Annotated in this window: 17 protein-coding genes and 1 tRNA gene; 4 read left to right on the top strand and 14 right to left on the bottom strand. The window is 59.2% G+C overall.

Features of this window, described 5'->3' with window-relative positions:
• Window positions 1-139 precede the first annotated feature (139 nt).
• From cbpM to K5R89_RS13430, 3 genes are all read right to left on the bottom strand, one after another.
• Window positions 140-445 carry a chaperone modulator CbpM gene (gene cbpM / locus K5R89_RS13440; protein ID WP_020481009.1) on the bottom strand — a complete coding sequence of 102 codons (306 nt, stop codon included), beginning with the start codon at window positions 443-445 and terminating at the stop codon, window positions 140-142.
• The gene (cbpA, locus tag K5R89_RS13435) at window positions 445-1,362 is read right to left on the bottom strand and encodes a curved DNA-binding protein (protein WP_023291678.1); all 918 of its coding nucleotides are present in this window, start codon (window positions 1,360-1,362) and stop codon (window positions 445-447) included. The genes cbpM and cbpA overlap by 1 nt, the downstream gene beginning before the upstream one ends.
• 145 nt (window positions 1,363-1,507) lie before the next feature.
• Window positions 1,508-2,191 (bottom strand): TerC family protein, encoded by a 684-nt coding sequence (locus K5R89_RS13430; protein WP_064155498.1) that lies wholly within the window; start codon window positions 2,189-2,191, stop codon window positions 1,508-1,510.
• Between the two features lie 225 nt (window positions 2,192-2,416).
• Here K5R89_RS13430 and K5R89_RS13425 point away from each other — a divergent pair, with 225 nt between their 5' ends.
• Window positions 2,417-3,202, top strand: a complete 786-nt coding sequence (locus tag K5R89_RS13425) for a DsbA family protein (protein ID WP_023291680.1) — start codon at window positions 2,417-2,419, stop codon at window positions 3,200-3,202.
• Between the two features lie 47 nt (window positions 3,203-3,249).
• On the opposite strand, the gene pgaD is transcribed toward K5R89_RS13425, so the two are convergent.
• Genes pgaD through pgaA form a run of 4 tightly spaced genes read right to left on the bottom strand, consistent with a single transcriptional unit; the run spans window position 3,250 to window position 9,488 of the window.
• The gene (gene pgaD / locus K5R89_RS13420) at window positions 3,250-3,696 is read right to left on the bottom strand and encodes a poly-beta-1,6-N-acetyl-D-glucosamine biosynthesis protein PgaD (protein WP_023291681.1); all 447 of its coding nucleotides are present in this window, start codon (window positions 3,694-3,696) and stop codon (window positions 3,250-3,252) included.
• Entirely contained in the window at window positions 3,693-5,024 is a 1,332-nt protein-coding gene (gene pgaC, locus K5R89_RS13415) for a poly-beta-1,6-N-acetyl-D-glucosamine synthase (protein ID WP_217259584.1), read from the bottom strand. Before pgaC ends, pgaD begins: the two co-directional genes overlap by 4 nt.
• A complete protein-coding gene (gene pgaB, locus K5R89_RS13410; protein ID WP_217259585.1) occupies window positions 5,017-7,032 on the bottom strand; it encodes a poly-beta-1,6-N-acetyl-D-glucosamine N-deacetylase PgaB in 2,016 nt (671 codons plus the stop codon). The genes pgaC and pgaB overlap by 8 nt, the downstream gene beginning before the upstream one ends.
• A gap of 8 nt (window positions 7,033-7,040) precedes the next feature.
• The gene (gene pgaA / locus K5R89_RS13405; protein WP_217259586.1) at window positions 7,041-9,488 is read right to left on the bottom strand and encodes a poly-beta-1,6 N-acetyl-D-glucosamine export porin PgaA; all 2,448 of its coding nucleotides are present in this window, start codon (window positions 9,486-9,488) and stop codon (window positions 7,041-7,043) included.
• A 633-nt stretch (window positions 9,489-10,121) separates the two neighbouring features.
• Between pgaA and K5R89_RS13400 the strand changes: the two genes are divergently transcribed.
• Window positions 10,122-10,688 carry a LuxR C-terminal-related transcriptional regulator gene (locus K5R89_RS13400; RefSeq protein WP_032454598.1) on the top strand — a complete coding sequence of 189 codons (567 nt, stop codon included), beginning with the start codon at window positions 10,122-10,124 and terminating at the stop codon, window positions 10,686-10,688.
• 245 nt (window positions 10,689-10,933) lie between these two features.
• Entirely contained in the window at window positions 10,934-11,290 is a 357-nt protein-coding gene (locus K5R89_RS13395) for a PerC family transcriptional regulator (protein ID WP_305961458.1), read from the top strand.
• A gap of 929 nt (window positions 11,291-12,219) precedes the next feature.
• On the opposite strand, the gene K5R89_RS13390 is transcribed toward K5R89_RS13395, so the two are convergent.
• From K5R89_RS13390 to aspA, 7 genes are all read right to left on the bottom strand, one after another.
• Window positions 12,220-12,295: transfer RNA gene (locus K5R89_RS13390), tRNA-Phe, on the bottom strand.
• A gap of 115 nt (window positions 12,296-12,410) precedes the next feature.
• Window positions 12,411-14,498 (bottom strand): DUF1176 domain-containing protein, encoded by a 2,088-nt coding sequence (locus tag K5R89_RS13385; protein WP_217259587.1) that lies wholly within the window; start codon window positions 14,496-14,498, stop codon window positions 12,411-12,413.
• Window positions 14,499-14,565: 67 nt separating this feature from the next.
• Window positions 14,566-15,156 (bottom strand): transcriptional regulator, encoded by a 591-nt coding sequence (locus K5R89_RS13380; RefSeq protein WP_023291688.1) that lies wholly within the window; start codon window positions 15,154-15,156, stop codon window positions 14,566-14,568.
• 20 nt (window positions 15,157-15,176) lie between these two features.
• Window positions 15,177-16,973 carry a protein-disulfide reductase DsbD gene (locus K5R89_RS13375; RefSeq protein ID WP_217259588.1) on the bottom strand — a complete coding sequence of 599 codons (1,797 nt, stop codon included), beginning with the start codon at window positions 16,971-16,973 and terminating at the stop codon, window positions 15,177-15,179.
• On the bottom strand, window positions 16,949-17,272 hold the full coding sequence (gene cutA, locus K5R89_RS13370; protein WP_050533651.1) for a divalent cation tolerance protein CutA: 324 nt from the start codon (window positions 17,270-17,272) through the stop codon (window positions 16,949-16,951). The genes K5R89_RS13375 and cutA overlap by 25 nt, the downstream gene beginning before the upstream one ends.
• A gap of 94 nt (window positions 17,273-17,366) precedes the next feature.
• A complete protein-coding gene (locus K5R89_RS13365; RefSeq protein ID WP_023291690.1) occupies window positions 17,367-18,668 on the bottom strand; it encodes an anaerobic C4-dicarboxylate transporter in 1,302 nt (433 codons plus the stop codon).
• Window positions 18,669-18,782: 114 nt separating this feature from the next.
• Complete coding sequence (gene aspA, locus K5R89_RS13360; RefSeq protein WP_004177762.1) at window positions 18,783-20,219, bottom strand: aspartate ammonia-lyase; 1,437 nt, start codon at window positions 20,217-20,219, stop codon at window positions 18,783-18,785.
• Between the two features lie 337 nt (window positions 20,220-20,556).
• On the opposite strand from aspA, the gene K5R89_RS13355 reads away from it, so the two are divergent.
• Window positions 20,557-21,033, top strand: a complete 477-nt coding sequence (locus K5R89_RS13355) for an FxsA family protein (RefSeq protein ID WP_023291691.1) — start codon at window positions 20,557-20,559, stop codon at window positions 21,031-21,033.
• The last annotated feature ends 7 nt before the right edge of the window (window positions 21,034-21,040 follow it).

Below are 21,040 nucleotides of genomic sequence, written 5' to 3'. Positions count from 1 at the left end.
CTGGTCCGGTAGCCCGGGTAAGGCGGAACGCCGCGACCCGGGAAATTCCCCGGCTTGCGCTGTGCTTAGTTTGTAGGCCGGGTCAGGCGTAGCCGCCATCCGGCACGAAGGCGGAACGCCGCCACCCGGGATGTCGCCCCTATCCGTGGGCGAGAAAGCGGGCCAGGCGCTGCTGCAGCAGGCGATTTTCGCGGGTCAGCCGCGCGTTCTCATCCAGCAGCGTCAGCGCCACCGCAATCCCCGGCCAGTCCAGCTCCAGCTCGTTACGCAGGCGCACCGCGCGATGGACGATCGTCACCGCGCTGTCGTCGAACAGCCAGGCGTCCGCCTGCGGCTGGTGCGGTTCAATCATGCCTAAGCCGACAATCTCCGTCAGCTCCTCTTCCGACACCCCGGTACGCAGGCACAATTCGGTAATGGTAAACGTCACTGTTACTGTAGCCATCAGGCTTTCCCCCATGTTTTACGCGGATCGAAGCTGGCTTCGGCGGTGGCCAGCTGTTGCCAGAGCTCACGCGCTTTTTCATCTGGTTTTGGCGGCATCACAATTTTAATAACGGCGAACAAATCGCCGGTGTGGGTTTTGCTCACCAGCCCTTTGCCCTTGATACGCAGGCGCTGCCCTGCCTGGCTACCCGGCGGCACCGTCAGCAGAATGCTCTCTTTCAGGGTGGGCACCGTGACTTTGGCGCCCAGCGCGGCCTCCCACGGCGCCAGCGGCAGGACGATCTCCAGGTTATGTCCCACGATGTCGAACAGCGGGTGCGGGGCGATGTGGATCACCAGCCACAGATCGCCGTTCGGCCCGCCGTTTTCGCCCGGCGTCCCCTGGCCTTTCAGGCGGATGCGCTGTCCATCGGCCACCCCGGCGGGGATCTTCACATTCAGCGTTTTCGGCGTCTCGCTTTCGATCATGCCGAACACGTTATACACCGGCAGGTTATAGCTGATGGTGCGGGTCTGCTCAGCCAGCGTCTCTTCAAGGAACACCGCGACCTCGATCTCCAGGTCGTGGCCGCGCGACGCGTGCTGACGGCGACGCTGATGCGCCTGCTGGCCAAACATGGAGGAAAAGATGTCGTCGAAATCCTGCTGGCTGTAGCTCTGCTCGTGGGTCTGCTGCTGGCGACCGAACCCGGGATCGTTGCGATGCTGCCAGAGCTGATCGTATTCCGCGCGCCGTTGCTCATCTTTCAGGACTTCCCAGGCTTCGGCGAGATCCTTAAATTTGGCTTCGGCATCGTTTTCTTTACTGACGTCGGGGTGGTACTTGCGCGCCAGGCGGCGGTAGGCGGTCTTGATGGTTTTCAGATCGTCGGTTGGTTGCACCCCGAGAATGGCATAATAATCCTTCAATTCCATGCTGTTATCTCATCTATGCTCAGTGCGGTGGTTACATATTCCCTGGATCAGGCGTCTGTATAAAGCGTAGGGCAAATGCGCCCTGAAGGGGAAGAAAAGTGGCGGAAACTTGACGCCGTCGGGGTCAACGGCGTCGCGGGCGCGGCTAGTCTTTCACCTGCGGCCGCGGACGACGGCGCCAGCCTGCGAACAGCACCAGCAGCGCGCCGATGGCGCCGGCCAGGCGCGCAATGCCGTCGCCGGCGGTGGGAAACAGCTGGCGAAGGGTAGGGTCGCTGACCAGCATTGACCCGGCAATCCAACCGATGAGCATCCCGCCCAGCAGCACCACCGCGGGAAAGCGAGTGAGCAGGGCCAGCACCAGCTTGCTGCCGGCGACGATAACCGGAATGCTGATCGCCACGCCGAGGGCGACCAGCGCAATGTGCCCTTTGCCTGCGGCGGCCACCGCCAGCACGTTATCCAGCGACATGATCACATCGGCGACGGTGATGGTGACTGCGGTGCGCCACAGGCTGCCGGAGCTGGCAACCTCGCTCTCGTCCTCCTCATTACTGACCAGCCTGATGCCAATCCACAGCAGGAGCAGCGCGCCGACTATTTTCAGCCACGGCAGCGACAGGAGATACAGGGCGATCGCCAGCAGCAGGATGCGCGCCAGGATGGCGCCTACGGTGCCGATGACGATCGCTTTGGTGCGTTTTTGTGGCGGCAGTTTGCGACAGGCCATGGCGATCACCACGGCGTTGTCGCCGCCCAGCAGTAAGTCGATGGCGACAATCTGCAGCATAATCACCGCCATGTCCCATTGTTGAAGAAACGCATACATATCGAGAGAAACCACCTGAAATAAATACCACGAAAAGCCGTTGCGCCGGGGGCTCCGCCCGGGGAGCGTTGACCACTGGCGCCGGTCCGCGCCGTCGCGCGGGAAACCTGAGCCTGAAAAATAAAGTTACGAATCAACGCGTCGTCGGGCAAGGCTTCGGCGAAAAAGGGTGATATTTTGTCATACAGACTCACCTGCTGTTCACTTATCGCAAGGATCCCCACTATGTCTGGCCACAAGAAATACCTCTCTGTCGCCCTGCTGAGCGCTGTCTTACTGCCGGCGATGGCTTCTGCCGCTGACGCGCCGGCGACTTTCACCGCGGAACAGGAGGCGCAAATCGGCAAAATCGCCGCCGATTACCTGGTCGCCCACCCGGAAGTTCTCCTGCAGGCAAGCCAGAAACTGCAGCAAATTCAGGCTGAGCAGCAGGCCAGCGCGGCCACCCAGGCGGTGCTGAAGAATGCCGCCTTGCTGACCCAGGATAAAAATACCCCGACCTACGGCCCGGCCAACGGCAAAGTCACGGTGATTGAGTTCTTTGACTACCAGTGCGTCTACTGCAGCCGGCTGGCGCCGGTGATGGAGCAGGTAATTAAAGCGCATCCGCAGACCCGCTTCGCTTTTAAAGAGTGGCCTATCTTCGGCGGCCGCTGGGAAAGCTCGCTGGAAGCAGCGAAAACCGGCCTGCAGATCTATCAGCAGAAAGGGGCGGATGCCTATCTGGCCTACCATAACGGGATCTACGCCACCGGACATAACGAAGGCAAGCTGACGACGGCGGATATCCAGCAGCAGGCGAAGAAAGCCGGCTTTGATGCGAAGAAGGCCACCGACGTCGAACCGGTGCTGCAGAGCATTAACGACCTGGCCCAGGAGATTGGTCTCAGCGGCACGCCGGGCGTGATCGTGATGCCGACTACTGGCGCCACGGAAGCCAGCATCACCGTCTTCCCGGGGCTGGCGGATAAAGCCTCGCTCGAAGCCGCCATTAAAAAGGCCGGCGGCTGATCGGCGGCGTCGTTACCCAGTCAGGGCCGCCGGGGGCGGCCCTGCTATCATTCCTGATCCCTCTCCTCGGGCGGCGGCAGCGCGTGGCTTTTTAAATCAATAATCTGGCCAATGTGATCGTGGTAAACGGTCAGCAAATTATAGCGACTCATTTCGGAGATGATCTGTGGGGCGACGTTAAAGCTGCTGGCCAGCTCCTCATCTCGCAGGGTAAGCACCGCGGTGTGACGCCGGGTATGGGCGCGGCGTCGGTTATAGTGGTACCAGAGGATCAGCAACCAGCCGTTCAGCGCGGCAATCAATAAATACACCAGCGCCGTATTCAGGGAGTCCATCAACGATGACCAGCGCGGGGAGGGCGGCGCGATGAACTGCATCAGCAAATTGGCGTAGAGAAAGAACAGAAAACCGAGCCAGGCCAGCAGCGTTAAGCCGGCGTCCACCAGCCGGGGCAGCACGCGGTGTTCGGTTAAGATGAGCGTATTTTCATTCATCGCAGGCTTCCTTTTCCCCGGTCCGGGCTCACCCAGCGCGCGCGGGAACGTTGACGTTTCAACATCACTTTCGGAAAAGCGACCAGCGTGGTCAGCAGGCCGATCATCCAGTAAACCATCGGGAACCAGATCACCCAGAACAGGGATTTGGCGACCTTTTTCTCATAGCGCCGTTCGATATACAGGCTGGCGACGAACTGCAGCAGGCACATCAGGCCGAGCAGCATGCCGGTGAACTCAGGCGGAAACAGGCTGTGCACTGTCAGGTTGTCCGGCAATGGCATCAGGCGGCTGAGGATAAACAGCAGGATGGTGACTGCGTAGGCAAAGGCCCACAGCGTGGAGCAGGCATACTCCAGAAACAGCGGCCACATCCGATGATGCTGCCAGTGAAACAGGCGGCGCAGGTTGACCAGAAAGACTTCGGCCCCGCCCTGGGCCCAGCGCAGACGCTGCTTCCATAACCCTTTGAGGGTCTCAGGCATCAGGATCCAGCACAGCGCCCGCGGCTCGAAAAAGATGTCCCAGTGGCGGAGCTGAAGCTTCCAGCTGATATCAATATCTTCAGTGATCATATCCGGGCTCCAGTAGCCGACGTCCGCCAGAGCCTGACGCCGGAAGGCGGCGATCACGCCGGAGGCAGTAAAGACCCGGCCATAGATCCGCTGCGTCCGCTTGATAAGGCCAATGATCGACGAGAACTCCCCTACCTGAATGCGGCCGATCAGCGTGGATCGGGTGCGGATCCGCGGATTGCCGGTGACCGCCCCGACGTGCGGGTAGTGGATCAGCGGGGCGACCAGCCAGGCCGCGGTATCCCGGTCCAGCAGGGCGTCGCCATCGATGCAGACCAGCAGATCGCCGCGCGCGGCGGCGGCGCCCGCTTTGAGCGCCACCGCTTTTCCCTGGTTGGCGGCCAGGTGGATCACCCGCAGCCTTGGCTCCTCCTGCGCCAATTGCTGCAGCACTTGGGCGGTGTTGTCCGAAGAGCCGTCGTTAATCGCGATCACTTCGAGGTTGGCGTAACGCTGGGCCAGCGCCGCGCTGATGGTCTCCCGGGCGTTTTTCTCCTCGTTAAAGCAGGGGATCAGGATCGAGATCAGCGGATTGCCCGGTAGCGACGGCGGCGGGGTATCCTCTCCCCACGGCCAGTGGCGCTCCAGCTGGAACCAGAAGTACAGACCCCCGGTGATCCATAGCACCGACATAAACAGCGGCCAGAAAAAGACAAAGTCGAGGATAAGCTCGCCGGTAAACGCCGCTGCGACGCCTAACGGCAGCCCGAAAACGAGGCATAAAATGCACAATGCGATAATGCGATCAGTCATGGTCAGGGTACCACCAGGAAGAAAATTGCGGTCTGATACGGGAGATATCTGGCTGATTGTTAATGAAATCGTCTGGGTAGTAGCCGTAATTTTTGACGCCGTTTAGCCGCAGCAAATGCATCCAGTCCGCCAGCTGTTGGTCGGGAATGGCGTTGTGTTGGCGTCGGTTCCAGTCTCTGGCCTGTAGCTCAAAGATGGTTTTCTTCAGCGCGCCCGGGCGGCGGGCGACGGCCTGCACCAGCCGCGTCAGCCAGGCCTGGCTGGCGTCAATCGGCACGGACTCCATCAGCGGCATCGCCATGGGGACCGTCCAGTCATAGGCGGCAAGGAAGTCATCCAGATTTTGCGCAAACCAGGCTTCGCTCTGCGGCTCAAGGATCGTCAGGGCGAAGAGATTACGCGCCGTTTTTACCTGCGGGCCGCGGATGGCCTGTACCGACTGGCGCAGCTGCAGAGTGAAGCGGGTCAGGGTTTGGCTTTTGAAACGCATCCATGCCTGGCGCTCTTGCGGACTTTGGGGCACCGGGCCGGCATCGTGCGCCAGGCCACTCTGCCGCCAGGCGGCGACCGCCTCCGGGCTCACGTCTTCAAAATCGGTCAGCACGGCGTCGTCGTGGAACAGAATCCCGCTGAAGCTGGAGTGTCGGGCCAGATCCTCATAGATGTCGGTGATCTGCTGGCGAACCCGGGGATCCCAGGGTGACAGGCGGACATAGGGCTGACGGGCAAGTAACGCCTTCCCGGTTTGCGGATCCCAGCGCTGAACGCGCGGCAGAGCGGACGAGAGATCGAAGGCCAGCACCGGCATCCAGGCATAAACCTTCACCCCGCCGCGGGTCTGCAGCTGCCAGGAGACGAAGTTAAACAGGTCGGCGCGCATCGGCAGCCAGCGGTTGGGGAAATAGAGCGACTTGACCGTGCCGTCACCCTGCGGGTCGGAGAAGGCCTGCAGAAAGACGTGGCTGATTTTCATGTCATAGACGCGCTGCACCAGCTTATCGATATTCTTTGCCTGCTGGACGGGATTGGGGTCATAGACATAGTCCAGATCCACATGCATCACCCGAACAGGATCGGCTTCCTGAATCTGCGCCACTGCGTTGGCAAAGGCCTTAATCGACGGGTTACCGGCGATCAGCATGCGCGGAATATTATCCAGATCCTTCACGTTGCCCAGGCCGTCGTTCAGCGTAAACGCCAGCTGATACCCCTGCTGTTTGGCGATGGCCAGGGTGCTGCCGCTGGCGGCGCCGTAGGGCCACACCCAGGCGCGCGGCGCTTTCCCGGCGACGTCGTGGATTTTCGCCGTCACTTTCTGCACGTCATCGGCCATTCGCCGGGTAAACTGCGCGTCGCTTTCATAGCGGCCGGTGGTTTTATCCCAGCCGCGGTTAGCGGCGGCGGGCTCGCGGCTGCCCTGCGGATTGGCCGGCAGGCCGTAGTGCGAGGCCCAGGTGTGCGCGCCGATCTCCACCAGCGGCGAGCGACTAAGCTCGCGCACCATCTCCCAGGTGGCGAAGCGATCGCGCGGCGTCATCAGGCCGCCAAAATTAACGGGCTGGTTGGCGGGGGTGTCCACCCAGCTGCCCACCGGCGCCCACAGCGCCGGAACGTTCCAGGCTTTAAGCAGCGGCCAGACGCGAGTATAAAAACTGCTATAGCCATCGTCGAAGCTGAGAAGAAAAGCCTTAGGCGGCAGCGGCTTAAGGCCATGATGCGCGTCCAGAATGTCCTGAACGCTCACGGCATGGTAGCCGTGATGCAGCAGCCAGGCGATCTGCTCATTAAGCGCGCTGGTACGCACCGAAAGGTAACGCTGGTCGGCGGCGTCGTCTTCGACGTCATGATAGGCCAGCACCAGAAAGCGATCCGCCGGCCAGGGGTTATTGGCCTCCAGCTGGGGTCGTTGCTGCGGGGCGAGGAAGGGGACCTCCTCAGCACGCACGCTGAAGATAAGGCACAGCCAGCCGAGAAGCATCAGGCCGTTGCGCAGGGTCGTGTTCAGCATGGTCATCCTTAAAACCGTATGTTTGCATCAACAGTGATAGCGAGGTTGTTTTCACGTTTACCGTCGTAGGGGCGTTTGTCCCAGTTCAGCATCACCCCGGCGTCGACGAGGTTGTTCCAGCGCAGACGCTGCCCGTAGCCCAGCGTCGTTATCGCGCCGGCGGCGTGATTTTTTTGCCAGTAGCTGCCGCCGCCGGCGAGCAGCTGCTGACTCCAGACGGTGTCATACCGCTGGTAAAGCGTGTGATCGACCGCCAGCGCCGCGGTGGCCGCGAGGTCGCGGGCCGGACTGTAATACGCGGTGTCGGTGCGGCTATTGGCGCTGGCCGACAGACCGGGCTGCAGATCCAGCGTTAGCCACGGGGTCTGCCAGAGGCGCTCTTTACCGGAGAGGGTGTACTCCTGACGACGGTTGTGGTCGGTAAAGCGGCTGGCGGCCACGCTGACGCGGTACTCCCGGCGCTCGTTTTGATACCAGCGCAGCCAGCCTTCGCCGCGGTTGGCGCTGACGCCGTTGCGTAATGCGCGCAGCGGCGTCTGCTGCGAAATCCGCTCCAGCTCGCCGCCCAGCTGCCAGCGATCGTTGACGTCGTGTGCGGCGGAAAGGCGGACGCCGGGCTTATTCTCGCCGTGAAAATTGACGCTGGAGAGTTCAAGTTCTCCCCAGGCGTCGCGCGGACGCCATTCAATACCGGCGAACAGCTGGCGACGGCTGCCTTTCCCCTCTTCAAAATTGCCTTGGGCAAAGCGGTGGCCGCCGAACAATCGCCAGCTGTCGGCTATCGGTGGGCTGTAGATCGCCGTCTCAAAACTGAGGTCGTGGGTACCGCTCACCGGGTTGTCGGAATGCAGCCCTTTGCCGACGCTCAGGCGCAGCTCGGAGAAATAATGGATGTCGCGGGCTCTGGCCAGGCGCTGGGTATTCAGATCCCGTGGCGAACGGGCGATAACGTCGTCGGTCAGCAGATCCATCTGCCGCCACTCCTGCAGATCGAGGGCGACCCAGGCCTGTTGGCGCTCCAGCTGCAGGCTGGCGGGCTCCAGGGCTTCCGCCGCTTTCAGCTGGCGTTCGGCTGCCCGCGGCAGCCCTCTGTCCTGCAGCAGGGCGGCATAGTCGATCTGCAGCCCCTGGTTGCCGGGGGCCGTCGCCGCCAGGCGCTGCATGCGGGCTTCGGCCTGCGGCAGGGCGTTGGTGGCGGAGAGATAGTGCACGTTAAGCGACTGCGCGGTGAGCCAGTCGTCGTTCGGCTGGGGTGTCGGCGAGCCGTAGAGATGACGGATATAGGGCGCATTCCGGCTGAGTCGGGCGACATACCGTTGCGCCGCCGGGTACTGAGCGGTGTCCAGCAGGGCGAAGAAAAGCTCATGTTCTTCATTCTGTTGGCTCGTCAGCCACGAGGGATGCTGATGAATAAGCGTCAACGCAGGCTCAATCTGCTTAAGCGCGATATAAGAGGAGATAACCCAGCCGATGGCCCAGTCGGGAACCGCCTGCTGCTGCGCCATCAGGCTTTGGTATTCGCGGATAACCTGCGCGTAGTCTGCGTTGGCGTACAGCGCGCCCAGACGGTCAATGCGCGCCCGGGTGATGTCCGGGGCGGCCTGCGGGTCGGGACGCCAGGCGGCGATCATCGCGTCGTATTGCGCCAGCGCCGTGCGGGCCAGCGCGTAACGCGCCTTTTCTTCACGGGAAGGTGTATCGGCAAGGCGCACCAGTTCGGCGGCGGCGTTCAGCTGCAGGTTGCGCTTTTCCGCGGGCGTCAGTTCGACGTTATTCGCGAGGCCGAGGGCGGGGGAGTCGATCCGGTTGCGGGTCAGGGTCGCCATCAGGCTCGCCAGCGCGGCTTTGTTCTGCGGTTCGCGATCGAGGATCTGCGTATCCACCAGCAGCTGGTCCCAGCTCTTGCCAAGCCGCAGGTAGACATAAGAGAGGGTCTGCAGGTGGGCAATGCTCGCCTGCTCCGCCACCAGGCGACGCGCTTCTCTGAGCGCCTCGCCGTCCTTGCGGGCATCGGCCAGCGTCTTGATATAGCCGATACGATAGTCGTCACTGTCGGGGGCCTGGCTGAGAGCCTGCTGCCAGAGGAGGAGCGAGGCTTGCCACTGTTTCTGGTTGCGCATCGCCTGCGCCGCGGCGGCGGTGCCCCGTGCGGGAAGCGGCATATAGACCTGATAGCGTCGCCAGACTTTCACCACCTCGTCGTCCTGGCCGGCCCAGAGGGCTACCTGCAGCCAGTCTGCAACCTGAGAAGGGGTTAAGGCATGCCGCAGCTGGTATTGCTGAAGATATGAGAGAAAGGGGGCGTACTGGCCTTGACGCGCTTGCAGGATCTGCTGGTCATAGAGCGAGTCCGCTCCCTGAACCAGCGTCGGGAAGAGCAAAAGCACACCGATTGACAGCGAGAGTTTCGTGTTGCGATTAAACAATAACGTATTTGAATAAGGTGATCTTTCCATTTCTATTTGCCATATGTTCATCAAGAATCCATTGCACAACACGACCGTCCTTTGACGGTGAGTTAAAGGATGAGGATGGTCCCATTTAGCTGACTGGCACTGCGGGTGAATGACTTATTGCAAAGTAATAAACATATCTCCTGTGGATAATTGAATGGATAATTTATACCCGATACCGCAGCGGATAAATATGGTTAAATGACGAACTGCGTTTTAAGATAAATCTGTAAAAATGGTTTAATTCGAATCGCCATGTTGAAGCGAGTTCCTTTAACTTACTGAAATAAATAAAAAATGGAGTTGGCTGAAATTTTGTTTTAATTTTGTTGGGTGGCTTATATTGCAGTGAGGAGAAAGGTTTTTCATGGATATTTAAGATGATTTCTGACAAAAATTCTCAATAGCAAAAAAAGCATCTTTTCTGTGGGATTTTTTTATTTATAATTAATCCGTTTATTTTCTGTCCGCACCCAGGGAGGTTTTTCACAGCCAGATTCAGATGCCGCGCTAATGATAAATCACAGATCTCGTTATTTTTACCGCCATGCGGAGCGTTCCCCAGGGGCAAGGAAAACGTCTGGTTGACGAGAATTTGTTGATTAAATGTTAAAGGGAAGACTTGTGGCAAATTCAATGATATTAGTTACCCAGGATCACTATCTTTTTCAAGGAGTTAAGAATTTCTTTCCTGATATCATTCAGTTAGATTCTAGCGGAAAAGCGATTTTAGATAATGAGGTTGATGAACTCTCTCTGCTGGTTGATAGCCGTTCGCCGCTTTGTCATTACGATTATCTGGTCATGGAGGCGGCACAATCCAGAAAGCGAATATGCTGTATTGTCCTCGATATGCGCCATCGGGAAGAGCATTTACTCAGTCTGAAATCGTTTTTAAACATGTCATTATCACCCGCCGATATGGCGACCTTATTTGGGCTTTTTCTGGAGATGAAGAGCAAGCGGCTGACCAAAGAGTGGTTCGACAATCTGCGCTTAAGTATGACAGAGCAGCTGATGCTGCGTTTTCTTGGGGCGGGGATGACAATGGAGGAGGTGGCGGTGAATCTGAATACTTCGCTAAAAAGCCTTTACCGCAAGCGGACCGCGCTTTATGAGCGTCTGGGGTTAGATAATTTTAATGAAGCCTGCTTATTTATCTTCAAAAATAAACTGCTGGACCAGTCCGGTCGATCGCCATAAGGCGTGGTTGTACAGGGAATAGGTGATATCGCAAGGTATGTGACGATGGAAATGTAATAAATTAAATAGATATTGATAGGTACAACCGTCGATACCAGTCGGTATCCAGGGCGGCGCCCGGCATATAATTCCGGAGCTCTTTGGAAGTAATTACCGCCATGGCGGTTTGCTATGCACAGCGATTATTATAATGATTATATTCCTTGCGCCGCAGAGGAATAGTTTTGTCATAAATTAACTTTACCATGGTATTCCGGCTCACGTGTCGGAATACCATGAGATATCGTGAAAGCATCAGAGGAGCGAGGTGGATGAGAATAAGGGACAGTATTGCGGAGCGGTTAGAAGCCTGCGGGCTCTACCGTCGGGCAGCATCCAGATGGATTGAGGTGATGCAGCGTTGCCTGGACGATGAGGACCGAGAGTGGATCCGCCACCATCGCAATCAGTGTCTGAAAAAGGCGCAACGTCCGCCGGCGCCGAAAGAGGAGTTCGCCGATCTCCACCAGGCGGCAAAGGAGACGCAGTATCGCATGGGCATTGCGAAGCCCTATGGCGAAGCGTTCAGGCTGCCCGGCAAAGGGAAAACCGCCGCCGAGTAATACCTTTCTTCACTGCGTTTGTGCAGACGTTTCATTGACCCCCAGGCCCGCGCAAGCGCAGCGTCGCCGGGCGATATACATCAGACGCCGTACCCGCGGTTGTGCCGGATGGCGGCATAAATGCCTTATCCGGCCTACGGGTCCTCCCGCAGGCTCAAACAGCGCAGGCCCGCGCAAGCGCAGCGCCGCCGGGTGATATAAATCAGACGCCGTACCCGCGGTTGTGCCGGATGGCGGCATCAATGCCTTATCCGGCCTACGGGTCCTCCCGCAGGCTCAAACAGCGCAGGACCGCGCAAGCGCAGCGCCGCCGGGCGATATACATCAGACGCCGTACCCGCAGTTGTGCCGGATGGCGGCATAAATGCCTTATCCGGCCTACGGGTCCTCCCGCAGGTTCAAACAGCGCAGGACCGCGCAAGCGCAGCGCCGCCGGGCGATATACATCAGACGCCGTACCCGCGGTTATGCCGGATGGCGGCATCAATGCCTTATCCGGCCTACGGGTCCTCCCGCAGGCTCAAACAGCGCAGGCCCGCACAAGCGCAGCGCCGCCGGGCGATATACATCAGACGCCGTGCCCGCGGTTGTGCCGGATGGCGGCATAAATGCCTTATCCGGCCTACGGGTCCTGCCGCAGGCTCAAACAGCGTAGGCCCGCGCAAGCGCAGCGCCGCCGGGCAGGGGATCATAGAGTGGAGTTCGATGAAGAGTCCGGATGCAGAAAAGCAAAAACCCAGCCATAGGCTGGGTTCTCTGAATAAGTGGTGCCCGGACTCGGACTAACGCCGCAGGCGTTGAACAGCGCGCGTGTCGCGCTGGCCCCGAAGGGGTGAGCCGCTGTGCGGCGAATAATCGAACGCAGTTCGATGAAGAGTCCGGATGTAGAAAAGCAAAAACCCAGCCATAGGCTGGGTTCTCTGAATAAGTGGTGCCCGGACTCGGAATCGAACCAAGGACACGGGGATTTTCAATCCCCTGCTCTACCGACTGAGCTATCCGGGCAACGGGGCGCATTAAACCGTAATCCGCCCACCCCGTCAACCAAATTTCTTAAATTACTTGTCGATTGCTTATCTTTGCGGCAATTCCGCGTTCAAAGGCGCATTTTGACTCAATATCACTGCATGCCGTTATCGCCTTCACGACTTTTCCAGCCGCTGGTGACGGAGATAACGTGGCGCAACCCGGAGATCAGGTAATCACCAATGACCTCTTCATCTTCCCGCGGCGAGCTCAGCGTAATTTCCGCATCCACGCCGTGACGATAGGCGCCATGATGGCTGAAAATGGTGCCGATATAACATTTTCCGTTCAGCCAGACCGGAATATAGGCCACCGTCTCATAGATATAGTTAACGGCAACGCCGCTGTAATAGTTGTCCGCCTCGTCGGCGGAGGCGCCGGGCGGAATGGGGCAGATCGGCGCATCGTTGTCGCTGGCGGGTTTGTCTTTCAGCAGGTTGCCCTGCATCACCTCCAGCGAGCGCAGCAGATCCGCTTTATCGCTGTCGCTCAGGCTGGGGGTCAGCGGTTGGTCTTTCTCCGGGGAGCGGATGCTGTTCAGCGTATAGCGATAGCGAACCGTCACCGCGGGCGTCTGGCTGGCGGTGCTGAACGGGCGCAGCAGATAGAGATTATCTTCGCCAAACTGGCCGTTGTACCACAGGGCATACACCTGGCCGTTGATTTTGACCCAGTGGTTCCATTGGTTGGCCCCGCGGCCATTGATCGAAAAGAGGGCGCCGGGCACCCCGGCATCGAAATCATCGCCGTTATCACTGTCGCTATCGTTGACGGCGGCAAAATCATCATCGCCGCGCCGGAGCACCCCGGTGTAGCTGAAGAGCCCGGTGCCGCCCACGTAGCTGTCGATGATCAGATCGCGTTTGCCGTCGCCGTCGAGGTCGATAAGCGTAAAGCTGACTTTACCGTTTTCTGAATCTGCGCTAATTGCGGAGCGCAGAAACGCCTGCCACTCGTCATCGCTGATATCCGGGGACGGTTTGCTGGTCGTCACCAGGCTGTCATCGGCGTAAGTGAGCGTGAAGTCGGTAATATGGCCGGTTAACGGAAACTGCTCGGCGACCCGGTTCAGCGCCAGTTCCGGATCGCTTTTTTGCGCTTTCAGCACCCCGTTGTACAGCGTTCGCAGGGCCAGGTTATCCGCTTCTTTCTGCTGCTTCGGGATCACCTGGCTGACAAAGGTCGGCAGCATCCAGGTGCCGCCCGGGGTGATTTCCCGGCACATACCGGTGCTGTACTTCAGGCTGGGAACGAAGGTTTTACCCTCCCAGACGCGCGTCTCGCCGGTTACGCAGTCGGCCATGCCCCGCTCTTTGTGCAGGAAGACCAGCGTGCCGTTGGCGTAGCTGGAGGCCTCGGTAGTGAGCAGCCGCGGTTTGCTCAACTGGGCGTTATCGACCAGCCACAGGGCATAGCCATCGTTATAGGGCGCTCGCCAGCAGAGCGCCTGCGCCAGCGAATGGGTTTTATCCAGCGCGGTGAGGGTGATCTGGCGCTCTGCCGCCGGAATGGCCGGGTTCTGCCAGTCTTCACAGCGCTGGCTCAGCAGCGGCGTCAGGGCGGGCAACAGCCTCTGGCGCTGGAGCATGCTCAGCGGTACAGGTTGCGCGTTGTGGATCACCGGCGCGGCGATGATTTCCGGGGCGGGGGCAGCGGGCAAAATGGCATCGTCGCCCGCGTCGCCTTTATCCAGCAGCGCGTCGGCGGTGCCGGTTCGTCGCTGAAACGCATCCATTTTACTCAGCACCTCGCGGCTGCCGGAGCTGGAAAGCGGCAGGTGCTGGCCGTTAAGCGTGAATTCGATTTTGCGCTGGTTCGCCAGGGCCTGCAGCACGGCGGAGGTCTGATCGCTGTCCAGACGGAAGTGGCTGTCATCCACGGCATCCAGCGAGCCGAGGTCCCGGTCGTCGATCAGCAGGCTGGCGGTGGAGTCGGCGGGGATATCGTGTTCGATCTGCGCGAAGGTGGCCGTAGCGGTGAGGTGCTGTTCGCTGCCGGCGTTGCGGGTCAACAGCACGCTGACCTCGCCCATGCGGACGCCGTAACCTGCCGCCCGGCAGGTGCCAGTGTTATCGCAGGCGAGCTCCCAGTCTTTTTGCGCAAAGGAAAAACCTTGCAGGGGCGCCGCCAGCAGAGGTGTGGAGCACAGCCCCAGCCAGGCAGCCCAGAAGAACGCGCGCATATCAATCCCTGTCAGCAATCAGTGAGGGGGAAATTATAGGCGCGACGTGGCGGTTAGGATATCAGAATCAGGTTAAGGCCCCGCCCATACGGCACTGGGCGAAGCGCAGAATATCTTCTGCCAGCCGCCGCGCCGTATCGACATCCGTCTGGCTACGCTTGATCAGCAGACGGCTCAGACAGCCCTCGACAATCAGCTCCATCTGCTTGGCGACCATTTCCGGATCATCCACCTCCAGCTGGGTCAGCAGCTCATGGGTGTAGGCCAGCGAAGCCTGCTTCTGCTGTTCCGCCAGCTGGTGGATCGGGTGCTGGGCATCCGGATAGAAGGTGCAGGCGGCGATAAATAAACAGCCGGGGTAGCGCTGGTTGCTGACGCAGGTGGTAAGCGCGCTATAGCGCGCCAGCAGCTTTTGCTCTGCGCTTAAGGTGTCGTCCAGCAGCAGCTGACGGCGCCAGGCATCCACCTGGTGGCTCAGATAGCGAAGCGCGTCGTAGAGCAGCGCTTCGCGATCGGGCCAGAAGCGTTTCAGGTCGCTCGTCGGACAGGACACGCGCTCAGCGACCATCTCCAGCGACGTGTTGGCGATACCTTCAATTTCAAGAATTTTAATGGCTTCTGCCAGGACGTCTTCACGTAGCACGGTGTTCTCCTCCATCTTTCCTCCTAAAGTGTCGCTCACGCTTGCCAATCGCGCAAATGGGCGCTGAATGCCGCAGCATCCATAAAGCCGGTGACCCGCCGGTCGGGTTGTTCCTGGCCCTGCGCGTTGAAGAACAGGATCGTCGGCAGACCGAGCACCTGCAGGCGCTTCAGCAGCGCGGCGTCTTGCGGACTGTTTTTTGTCACATCAACCTGTAATAACACGACGCCTTTCAGCGCCTGCTGCACGTCAGGTGAACGAAAGGTGTATTTTTCAAACTCTTTGCAGGCTACACACCAGTCGGCGTAGAGATCGAGCATCACCGGCTGGCCTTTTGCCTGCGCCAGCGCCCGATCAAGCTCGGTTACCGAGCTGACGCGGGTGAAGGCCAGATGCGCCTGCTGCTCGGGCGCCGGGGCACCAAACGCCCAGTCCTGCAGCGGACGGGCGCTGACCAGCGCGGCGGCAAGAAGAATGATTTGCGCCAGCCGCATCCACGACCGGGTCGCGCCCAGCGAGGTGATAAACGCCCAGCTGAAGAAGGCGACGCCAAGCATTGACCACAGACGTAATCCCCACTGATCGCCAAGGATGCGCTCCAGCAGGAAAACGGGCAGAGCCAGGATCACGAATCCGAAGGCGGTCTTCACATGGCTCATCCACGGGCCGCTCTTCGGCAGCAGACGGTTGCCAAACACGGTGACGAGAATCAACGGCAGGCCCATGCCCAGCGCGTAGAGGTACAGCGTGCCGCCGCCCAGCCACAGATTACCGCTCTGGGCGATAAATAACAGGATGGCGCTCAGCGGCGCAGTGGTGCAGGGGGAGCAGATCAGCCCGGCAATAGCGCCCATCGCAAAGACTCCGCCGGGCGAGCCGCCCTGGCGCTTATTGCTGAGCAGCGCCAGTCGGGTCTGCAGCGTGGAGGGCAGCTGTAGCGTGAACAGGCCGAACATGGAGAGCGCCAGCAGTATAAACACTGCCGACAGACCCACCAGCACATACGGGTGCTGCAGGGCCGCCTGGAACTGCAGCCCGGCGGCGGCTACCACCAGCCCCAGCGCGGTATAGGTTAAGGCCATCCCCTGGACATAAATAAAGGCCAGCAGCAGGGCGCGCGCGGTGGAAAGCCGCTGTTTGCCGCCCAGCACGATGCCGGAAATCAGCGGATACATCGGCAGCACGCAGGGGGTGAAGGCGATACCAATGCCTATCAGCAGCGCCCACAGGGCGGTGAAAGGCAGGCGGGCGGGGGCGTCAGCGGGCGGCGCTGAGGCAGGCGCAGGCGAAGTGGCGATCTCCGGGGCCGGACGCGGCTCAACCGGCAGCGGCGGGTTGAACGCCGGACGGCTGCTCGCCGGCGGCGCAGGGGCAATGGTGGTCGCCCGGCCATCTGCCGAAGCCGCCAGCACGGCGCTCAGCGGGATCACTTTGGTCTCCGGCGGATAACAGAATCCGGCATCGGCGCAGCCCTGCCAGGTGACGGTGAGGGTGGCGTCTTTGTCCGCCTGCTTCACCGTGACCGGGACGGTCAGGCGCTGACGAAAGATCTCGCTTTTGCCGTAAAACTCATCCTCATGCCACTCGCCCGCCGGCAGCGCCGGTTCGGCGATCGTCGCCCCGGCGGCGCGGAAGGTAAACTGTTGACGATAAAGATAGTAACCATCCTTGATTTGCCAGCTCAGGTTGAGGTCATGCTGTTGCTGCTGAAAGTCAAAGGCGAAGGCCTGGTCAGCAGGCACGAAGTTCGAGCGCCCCGGCGCGTCGAATAACCCGGCGGTGGCTGACGCGCTGCACAGCAGCAGGATCAGCGTAAAGATGCGGTAAGCCATGAGAGGTAATCGTTGTCTCCATACGTGACGGGCAGAACCAGCAGTTCAGGGGTTTGATACGGGTGGTGAGACTTCAGGCAGTCCAGCAGCGCCTGCTGATGGGCAAGATCGGTTTTGAACAGCATCTGAACTTCATACTCCTGCTCCAGCTTCCCTTCCCAGTAATAGAGCGAGGTGGCGCCCGGCAGGAGCGTGGCGCAGGCGGCCAGCTTTTCGGCCAGCGCTTTTGCCGCCAGATCCTGGGCGGTCGCTTCATCCGGCGCGGTACAGAGCACAACAACAGCATCAGGCGTAGTCATCATGAACCTCGTATCAGCGAAAAGAGGCACTATAGCACGCAAGGTGGGGAGGATTAACGAAACGGGCCAGGATCTGGCCCGAATTTGAAGAGATTTACAGCATGATGCCGCCAAAAATAAACCCGAGGATCACGCACAGCGTAATGGCGATGACGCCGGGGATCAGGAAGGCGTGGTTGAAGACGTATTTACCGATGCGGGTGGAGCCGGTGTCATCCATTTCGACCGCCGCCAGCAGGGTGGGGTAGGTCGGCAGAACGAAAAGGGCGGAGACGGCGGCAAACGAGGCGATGGCCGTGAGAGGGCTCACGCCCAGCATCAGCGCGGCGGGCATCAGCGCTTTGGTGGTGGCCGCCTGCGAGTAGAGCAGCGTGGCGGCAAAGAACAGCACCACCGCCAGCAGCCACGGGTAGTTATGCAGCAGGTCGCCGGCCACGGCCTGGATATCGCTGATATGCGCTTTAACGAAGGTATCCCCCAGCCAGGCGACGCCGAGTACGCAGACGCAGGCGCTCATGCCGGACTTAAAGGTGCTGGCGTTGAGCACTTCGCCGGTGTCGATTTTGCAGGTGATGCTGATCAGCGTGGCGATGGTCAGCATAAACACCACGATCGCCTCGTTACGCGGTAGTACCGGGTTTTTGATCAGACCGACGGTATCGCTGATGGCCGTGGCGTAGAACATCACCGCTACGATGCCGATCAGAAACAGCAGAACGGAACGTTTGGCGTGCGGCTTCAGCTCAAACACCTGGCTGCCGCGCAGTCTGACCTCACCCTTGGCCAGCCGCTCCTGGTAAACCGGGTCGTCTTTCAGTTCGCAGCCGAGAAAATTGCAGACGATAGCGGTGAGCATCACCGCCAGCAGGGTGACCGGAATACAGATGGCCAGCAGCATCAGGTAGCTAACGCCCAGCGGCTCCAGGATCCCGGCAAAGAACACCACCGCGGCGGAGATGGGCGAAGCGGTGATCGCTATCTGGGAGGCCACCACCGCAATCGACAGCGGACGGGACGGACGGATGCCTTGCTCTTTGGCCACTTCGGTGATCACCGGCAGCGTGGAGAAGGCGGTATGGCCGGTGCCGGCGAGTACGGTCATAAACCAGGTCACCAGCGGGGCAAGGAAGGTAATATATTTCGGGTGGCGACGCAGCATCCGTTCGGCGAGGCTGACCAGGTAATCCATTCCGCCTGCGACCTGCATGGCGGCGATAGCGGCAATCACCGCCATAATGATTTCAATAACGTCGAAGGGGATCGCACCCGGTTTAATTTGAAAAATAAGCGTCAGGACAAGGACGCCAAGGCCACCGGCAAAGCCGATACCGATGCCGCCGAGCCGGGCGCCGAGATAAATCGCCAGCAGGACAATAACCAGTTCTGCACCAAACATATATGCCTTCCTTGTTTTTTAACAAGTTGATATTGGATTGTTGTATTTTAGTAAAACTAAAAAGCAAAAAGGCATGTCATCGCTGACATGCCTTTGAATGACTATCCGGAAAGATTACTGTTCGCTTTCATCGGTATAACGCTTCGCTTTATAAGCGGGATGCATCAGGTTTTGCGCGGAGAAAATGTCATCCAGCTCCGCCGCCGTCAGCAGCCCACGCTCCAGCACCACTTCCCGCACGCTCTTCCCGGTTTCGGCGCAGATCTTGCCGACGATATCGCCATTGTGGTGGCCGATAAACGGGTTGAGGTAGGTGACGATGCCGATGGAGTTATAGACGTAACCTTCGCACACCGCTTTGTTGGCGGTAATGCCGTTGACGCATTTCTCCAGCAGGTTGTAGCAGGCGTTGGTCAGAATGTGGATAGACTCGAACATCGCCTGGCCGATCACCGGTTCCATCACGTTCAGCTGCAGCTGCCCGGCTTCTGAGGCCATGGTCACCGTGGTGTCGTTGCCGATCACTTTAAAGCAGACCTGGTTGACCACCTCCGGCACCACCGGGTTAACCTTCGCCGGCATAATAGAAGAGCCAGCCTGCAGCTCAGGCAGGTTAATTTCGTTGAGGCCCGCGCGCGGTCCGGAAGAGAGCAGGCGCAGGTCGTTACAGATCTTGGACAGTTTCACCGCCAGGCGTTTCAGCGAGCTGTGAACCATGACGTACGCCCCGCAGTCCGAGGTGGCTTCAATCAGATCTTCCGCCGGAACGACCGGTAAGTTGCTCACTTCCGCCAGCTTCTGCACCGCCAGCTGTTGATAACCGTCCGGGGTGTTGAGGCGTGTGCCGATGGCGGTTGCGCCAAGGTTCACTTCCAGCAGCAGCTCCGCGGTGCGCAGAATGCTTTTGGTCTCTTCATTGAGCAGCACATTGAAGGCATGGAACTCCTGACCGAGGGTCATCGGCACCGCGTCCTGCAGCTGGGTGCGGCCCATCTTGAGGATGTCCTGGAACTCCTCGGCTTTCGCCTGGAAACCTTCGCCCAGCTGCTTAATCGCATCGATTAACTTGAGGATAGAGGCATACACCGCAATGCGGAACCCGGTCGGGTAGGCATCGTTGGTGGACTGGCATTTGTTGACGTGATCGTTTGGGTTCAGGTACTGGTATTCGCCTTTCTGGTGGCCCATCAGCTCGAGGCCGATGTTTGCCAGGACTTCGTTGGTGTTCATGTTTACGGAGGTGCCGGCCCCGCCCTGGAAGACATCGACCGGGAACTGGTCCATGCATTTGCCGTTATTCAGGACTTCGTCACAGGCGGCGATAATCGCATTTGCCGCGCTTTTAGGAATGGTCTGCAGCTCCTTGTTCGCCAGCGCGGCGGCTTTCTTCACCATCACCATGCCGCGCACGAATTCTGGTATGTCGCTGATTTTGCTGTTGCTAATGTAGAAGTTTTCAATCGCTCGCAGAGTATGAACGCCGTAGTAAGCGTCCGCGGGAACTTCCCTGGTGCCCAACAGATCTTCTTCGATACGAATGTTGTTTAACATGTGAACCTTCTTTTCAAGCTGCCAATGAATTCACCAAATACACAGAATATCCAGGATTCAGTATATTTTCTGGCCGACGATTATTTCCTTAACCGGCCCGGTGCCCAAGATCATATGCTGATGATAGCGAATATCAGTAAGCTTGATCACTTATTACATCGCGGGTGTGAGAAGATTTATTAATCTGTGAAATGGGTCACCGCTTTCCTATTCTTGGAAAAAATAAGCATTTCCGCTGATTGAAAAGCCGCTCAGCATCCCCATCTTAGTGGGATGCGATCAGCAAATTGATGACTACGGGGGCCGAATTCGGCGCCTGTCGATGAAGGAGACGCCGGTGCGTTGGATTCCGTTTATTGCCTTTTTTCTTTACGTTTACATTGAGATATCGATCTTTATCCAGGTCGCTCACGTGTTGGGCGTCTTTATGACGCTGATCCTGGTGATCTTTAGCTCGGTGGTGGGGATGTCGCTGGTGCGCAACCAGGGCTTCAAAAACTTCCTGCTGATGCAGCAGAAGATGGCCGCGGGCGAGAGCCCGGCGGCGGAGATGATCAAGAGCGTCTCGCTGATTATCGCTGGCCTGCTGCTGTTGATCCCGGGGTTCTTTACCGACTTCCTCGGCCTGCTGCTGCTTTTGCCCCCGGTGCAGAAGCACCTGACGATGAAGCTGATGCCGCATTTGCGCTTCAGCCGGATGCCGGGCGGCGGCTTTAGCGCCGGGACTGGCGGCGGAGAGACCTTCGAAGGGGAATACCAGCGCAAGGATGAACAGCGCGACCGTCTGGACCACAAGGACGATCGCCGCGATTAACGTTTAT

This window comes from Klebsiella sp. TF21-TM (assembly GCF_019753495.1).
Lineage (GTDB): Bacteria > Pseudomonadota > Gammaproteobacteria > Enterobacterales > Enterobacteriaceae > Klebsiella > Klebsiella quasipneumoniae.
This window is presented reverse-complemented; position numbering and strand designations above follow the sequence as displayed.